At 43.6% G+C, this 6,347-nt stretch carries 7 protein-coding genes; all 7 read left to right on the forward strand.

Features of this window, described 5'->3' with window-relative positions:
- On the forward strand, positions 1-384 hold a 384-nt coding region (locus tag BR86_RS16095; protein ID WP_031474738.1), incomplete at its 5' end, for an NAD-dependent epimerase/dehydratase family protein.
- Between the two features lie 3 nt (positions 385-387).
- Entirely contained in the window at positions 388-1,404 is a 1,017-nt protein-coding gene (locus BR86_RS0113465; protein ID WP_031474740.1) for a radical SAM/SPASM domain-containing protein, read from the forward strand.
- Positions 1,405-1,442: 38 nt separating this feature from the next.
- Positions 1,443-2,474 carry a Rossmann-fold NAD(P)-binding domain-containing protein gene (locus BR86_RS0113470; RefSeq protein WP_031474742.1) on the forward strand — a complete coding sequence of 344 codons (1,032 nt, stop codon included), beginning with the start codon at positions 1,443-1,445 and terminating at the stop codon, positions 2,472-2,474.
- Complete coding sequence (locus BR86_RS0113475) at positions 2,474-3,169, forward strand: hypothetical protein (RefSeq protein ID WP_031474744.1); 696 nt, start codon at positions 2,474-2,476, stop codon at positions 3,167-3,169. Before BR86_RS0113470 ends, BR86_RS0113475 begins: the two co-directional genes overlap by 1 nt.
- A gap of 14 nt (positions 3,170-3,183) precedes the next feature.
- Complete coding sequence (locus BR86_RS0113480; protein ID WP_031474746.1) at positions 3,184-3,510, forward strand: FkbM family methyltransferase; 327 nt, start codon at positions 3,184-3,186, stop codon at positions 3,508-3,510.
- 107 nt (positions 3,511-3,617) lie between these two features.
- Positions 3,618-5,141 carry a glycosyltransferase gene (locus BR86_RS0113485; protein WP_051684826.1) on the forward strand — a complete coding sequence of 508 codons (1,524 nt, stop codon included), beginning with the start codon at positions 3,618-3,620 and terminating at the stop codon, positions 5,139-5,141.
- A gap of 32 nt (positions 5,142-5,173) precedes the next feature.
- A complete protein-coding gene (locus BR86_RS0113490) occupies positions 5,174-6,166 on the forward strand; it encodes a hypothetical protein (protein ID WP_031474750.1) in 993 nt (330 codons plus the stop codon).
- Positions 6,167-6,347: the final 181 nt, after the last annotated feature.

Here is a 6,347-nt window from a genome sequence, read left to right on the forward strand (position 1 = left end):
AGATTCATGAATCAGAATCAGCTGTTCCCCTATGCAGTCAATGCATTTCGGAATAACAGGCCCACGGAGTTTGGCAACTGCAGAAACTATTTTGACATTGTTTCCGTTCGATATCTTTCGAAAGGATTATGTATTCTCGGAGAAAGAGAGGTCCCGAAGAAGACGTATTATATCGGCAGCGGATACGCCAGGATCCTGAGAGAGTACCTGCAGATCGCGGCAGATCATTTTGAGTATCAACTGCCGATCGGATTTGACATTCGCCCGGAGGATGGACTGACACTTCGGAAGGAATGGCTGGATTCATCGGATTTTGAACGGGATACCGGAATGAAGTGCGAAGAGAGTTTTGAAGAACTGATGGATGGATTTACGGAGGGGTAATTCATGGGAAAAGTAGGAACAAGATATACAAATGACAGAACTCGCCTTGAAAATGTGATACCGCTGGACACACCGTATCTTGTCTTTATGGATCCGTCCAGCGCCTGCAATTTTAAATGCAAGTTCTGCCCCTGTGGAGGAGCAAACAAGGAATATTGGGGGGAGAATAAAAAGACCAGCGTAATGTCTTACGAGACGGCACGCAAGGCAATCGATGATTTGAGTCTTTTTCCCAGCAGGATCAAGACGCTTCGGTTTTACAAAGAAGGAGAGCCGCTGGTGAATAAGCGGCTTCCGGATATGATTCATTATGCCCGGAAAAAAGATGTATGTGAGAGGATCGATTTTACCACAAATGGATCGCTTCTTTCACATGATCTGGGGCTTGCGCTTGCGGATGCCGGTGTAGATCGGATGAACATCTCTGTCGAAGCGCTGGACAGCGACGGATATTATGAAGTTTCCGGAGTGAAAATGGATTTTAAACAGTATCTTCAAAATCTTCGCTTTTTCTATGAGCATCGAAACGGATGTCACGTTTTTATCAAAATTTCGGATTTTGGACTCGGAAAACATACGAAAGAAGAGTTCTACAGTATTTTTGAAAATGTATGCGATGAGATGGCTGTTGAGCATGTATCCAATGTCTGGCCGGGATTTGAAGTAAAGCGAGAGTTGAAACAGACGGATGAATATGATATCTATGGCGCAAAGATGTCGGAGAGACCGGAAGTTCAGGTCTGTCCATATCTGTTTTATTCCATGTGCGTTAATTCGGATGGATCTGTCAGTTCCTGCCTGATGGACTGGAATCATATCCAGATCATAGGGAATGTTGCGGATCAGACATTAAAGGAGATATGGGACGGGAAGACGTTGCGGGATATGAGGATCGAGCATTTGAAAGAGAATCGCAGGATTTATCCCGGGTGCAGAGAATGCGGCCAGATGAAATGCGCCGTATTGGATAATTTGGATCCCTATTGTGAGGAATTGCTTCGAAGATTGGAAACTACTTGAAAAGAATCATCGATCATCAAGTAGCCGGAGAGAAAAGTATGAAGAAAAAAGTGATCGTTTACGGCGCAGGAAATATGGGAATGGCGGTTTGCTCCGCACTGTTGGAAAACGATATTGCCGTTAAGGCAATTGTAGACAAGGGTATTTGTGAGAAAAAGATCGTTACGGTCGATCAGACTCCGATTCCGGCAATTCATCCGGAGAAAATGGACGAATCGGATAAAAATCTGGACATCGTCATTTCTATCACGGCCGTGACCGTATCAGAGATCCGTGCCTACCTGCTTGACTTGGGCGCAGAAAAAGCATATTCTGCGGGAGATTATCTCTGTGAATTTTATAAAAATGGATCTTTTACAAATTGTGGACGGTTGGATCGGGAGCAGTATGAAAATGCGCTCAAAACCGAATGGGATGATAACGAATCGGATGTTGAATGGAGAATGGCCTGCGACTGGTTTTTTGACAGAAATGAAGATACGGCGATGAAGTCCTGTTTCCGACCGGATCGAGAAAAATATTTTCCGGATTTTATCCGGAAATTACTCCGAGCGAATGATGTGATGATCGATGGAGCATATCTGGATGGAGGCTATTCAAAGAAATTCTCCGAACTGTGTAACGGAACGGTATATGCTTTTTCTCTTGTACCGCAGGAGAAGACAGTTTCGGACCTGAAAAATGTATTTGTTGATGATCGCGAGTTGGCCTCATTAAGCGGAGACGTAATAAGAAACAGAACAGGTCTCATGAAACCGTTTAATGAATCGAAAGAGTATAGGGTACGGACCGTGACTCTGGATCAATATGTGGATGAACAGGCGATTGCCCCGACATTTATCCGGGCATATTCTATGAGCGGGATCCTGGATCTGCTGATGGGCGCAAGAAAAACGATAGAAAAAAACAGACCGATTATTGCTGCAAATCTGGCGCATTATATGATTGATCTCTTAATGGTGCCACAATTCATGAGACTGTATTGCAGGGATTACCGGTTTCTCTTCCGAATGCATTCCTTTCAGGGCAATGATTGTATAATTTATGCGATACCGAAGGAGCGGGAATAATGATGGAAATGGATGATTTGTACAAGAAATACAGAGCGATCAAAGAGTGCCTGAATTCCGGAATTTTTCTTTGGGGAGCCGGAACAAATGGCGGATGGTGTTTAGATTATTGTCAGCGGGAAGGATTTAAAATCCGCGGATTTATCGACAGTAATCCCCTGAGAAAAGAAATTAACGGTGTTGAGATTGTCCCGATAGAAAAATACCGTGAAGAGTGGAAAAACCATCCGGTTCTTGTCACGGCAAAACACAGCGCGGGTGAAATACTGAAGAATAATAAAGACATCCCGCTTATCATGTCTTTTGACGCCTTTTTTCTGATCGACCATCTTATGGAATATGAATCCCTGGAGTTTTTTGACGAAGAGTCATATAAAGTATTGGATGCGTTAAAAGAATACATGTTAACCTCGAAACCGGATGTTTTGTATAAGGTGACATGTCATGATCAGTATTTCGCGATTCCGTCATTTTTTAATACCGGAAATGAAAACTTTGTTGATCTGGGCGCATATTCCGGAGATACCATTGAAGAGTTTTTGTTTCAGCACCATGGCTCATTTCAGCATATATGGGCATTTGAACAGGGAGAGAAACAGTTTCGGGCGTTAGAGATCCGATTGGAACGACTGGTTCAGGAATGGGCATTGGATCGGTCGAAGATAACGATTGAAAAAAAGGAGTCGGTCCGCTAAGGAAATGCGGATATATGACAGATTCGGATCATCTGCTTGGAATGCAGGTTTCTGAACAGGGAGATAATAGAATTGAGGTAGTATCTCTGGATGATTATTTTACCGATCATGACAGGGTTAGTTTTATTAAATCAGGTATTGAAGGCTTGGAATTTGATATGTTACAAGGGGCTGAAAGAACGATCCGAAAGCAACATCCCAAACTTGCTATCAGAGTCTATCATAAACCTGATGATCTTATTCGGATTTATCAATTGATAAAATCTCTTGACCACACGTATCGATTTTCAATCAGAAATCATTCATCACTCATGATGGATACCGTATTGTATTGCTACTAAACAGGCGTATTTTGGAAACAATTGACAATATTATGAATGTATAGGTTTCGGCTTGGGAGAAAAGAGAATCTTTATTCCAGGTTCGAATCGGAAGGAGTATATGTCGGATGGGTGAGTATATTGAGATTAATACAAAGGATCTGAAAGTTGGAGATGCATACGCGACACTGTATGAAGAACGAGAACGGATTGCGACACTTTCCCTGAAAAAACAACCGAGCGAAGTCACGATTCTGGTACAGGCATATAACCGATTGGAAAAAACGAAGAGATGCGTCGAAAGTCTTCTGAAGTATACGGATAATGTTGATTATGATCTCTGGCTGATCGATAATGGCTCAACCGATGGCACGCTGGAGTATTTTCAGTCTGTTCCATATGAGAAAAAAAATATTCTTCATCTTACAGATAACAAGGGAGCGGCGATACCGCTTCAGTTTCTGAATTTCGGCATGCTTTCCGAATATGTGGTGTCTTTGGCAAATGATCTAGTGTTGACAAAGGACTGGTTAAAGAATCTGCTTATCGTAGCGAAGTCGGATCCCCAAATCGGAATGGTCAACCCGATGAGCTCCAATGTGTCAAATTCTCAGGATCCCTTTCTGAAGTTTACCGATGAAGAAGATATGCAGAAAAAGGCGGCAGAATTCAATGTTTCGGATCCAAGAAAATGGCATGAACGGCTTCGATTAGTGACCTTAGGGACACTGTATACGAAGGAGTGTTTTTTCGCCATTGGTTTTCCACATATCGATGTGGGTTTTGCACATAATTTTGCGGATGATGATATTACATTCCGGGTTCGCCGCGCCGGATATAAGGCGATTCTTGCGGGAGACACCTGGATCCATCATGATGATGTAAAGACACAATATACAGAAGAACAGGCGGTGCGTTTCAATCAGGATCTCGAGATCGGCAGACAGAATTTTATTGATAAATATAAAGGGATCGATGCCTGGGAAGATGTCAATAATTATATCAATGAGTATATTCGGGAACTCAAGCCGGCAGACGATACTGGAAAAGAAAAAGTGCTCGGCATTAACGTGAGATGTGGAACTCCGATCCTTGAGATCAAAAACCACATTAAGAAGTTCGATGTGTTTGAAACCGAGTGCTATGCGCATACATCCGACAGTAAGTATTTTCTGGATCTTCAGGAAATTTGCGGAACAGATCACGTAACGGTTGGACCGGCGGAGGACTTTTCGAGATTTTACGGATCGGAAACCTTCGACCACATTGTGATCGGAGATCCGATCAATAAATATGAAAAATATGAACAGATCATCGAGGATGCATATCGGTGTCTGAAACCGGGCGGACAGATTTTCCTCAGCATTTATAATACCCAGAATGTTTTTGATCTGATGGTATGCCTGGGACAGTATCATGTGCAGAATCCGGAGCATGCATACAATATTTCGATCGATGAGCTGGCAAATTGGCTTGCCACCAAAGGAATTTCGAGCCATTTTATTATCGCCAGGAAATTTGAAACAGTAGGGCAGGCGGATCAGTTGGAGAAATTGACGAAACAGATCATTCAGGCTTTAGATGTCGGTGATAAGAACACATGTCTGTACCGGCTCTTTGCGCAGTATTTTTACATCGTATTGACAAAGTAAAATCCGTTAGATTCAGAAATAGAGGAGAGACTATGAAGTATGCGTCATCTGCGTATTTTGAAGGACTTGGCGATGCGGTTGTCCAGTACACCTTTGACAACTGGGATTATGTCTACCTGAAAGCCATGCACCGTAAGATTGCGGAACACGGCGTCCGGAATCTGTTTGTCGGATCCTCACATGCGATGAACGGCATCATTGAGAGTGACCTGGAGGGGGGAACAGATGACAATGTTAATCTGTCCATCTCGTCACAGGACATTTTCTATGATTATCAGCATATCAAAAAGGCGATCGAAGAAGCGAAACAGGCCGGCAGACCGATCAAAAACTGCATCATCAATTTCGGATACTATATGATGTATCAGGATCTCTCACGGTCCACGACCATGAATTATCTGATTCACCGGGTGTACCATCCGCTTTTCGGCGATGGTGGGTGCCATCACTGGGAAAAGAAGGAACCCTATGACCGGATGGCGGCATTGGAGTATGACCGGGAGCATTTTCCGGAGGATGTGATCCGGCCGTTATGCGAGTACTGGAGCGAGCAGTATGCCCTGGAACTGTCTTCCTATTACGGTCCGATTCTTACCCGTGAAAAGATCAATATTATGGGATTGAAGAAGATCATCTGGAATGAGTACCCGGAGGAGGCAAAGAGAGAGTATGCCCGTTTCCGCACGGATGATCACAATTCGCTGGGAAAATACACGGAATCCCATGAAGAAAACATCCGTTGGATTCATGAGATGGTTCAGACGCTGGTGGACCATAAGATCAAGCCGATCTTTCTGATCACTCCGTTTGCCGATCTTTATAAAGAGTATATCAATCCGGAGTTTAAGAAGGATATCTATCGGGTTTTGAATGATCTGCCGTATCCGGTGGAGTTTTTTGATATGAATGATCTTCCGGGGAATGTCTTTACCGACAGGGATTTTATGGATACCGATCATCTGAATCTGGAAGGCGCGCATAAGGCGTCCGCGATTGTGAATGCGCTGCTGAAAGATATCGGATGAGGGAGTATCGACACGGTGGGATATCGGAAGATAAACCTGCGGAAGGCTTGAAAACAGAAAAGAGAAGAAAATGACAATTCAGGAATACTTTGAGGCGCTGCTTCCGGAGGTGATGGAAGGTGAGGCGCGCGGTGACTTTGAAGGCGCGCCGGATACGGAAGAGCGCTATAAATATGAGCAT

Origin of the sequence: [Clostridium] aminophilum DSM 10710 (assembly GCF_000711825.1) — a bacterium.
GTDB classification, from domain to species: Bacteria; Bacillota; Clostridia; order Lachnospirales; family Lachnospiraceae; genus Clostridium_R; species Clostridium_R aminophilum.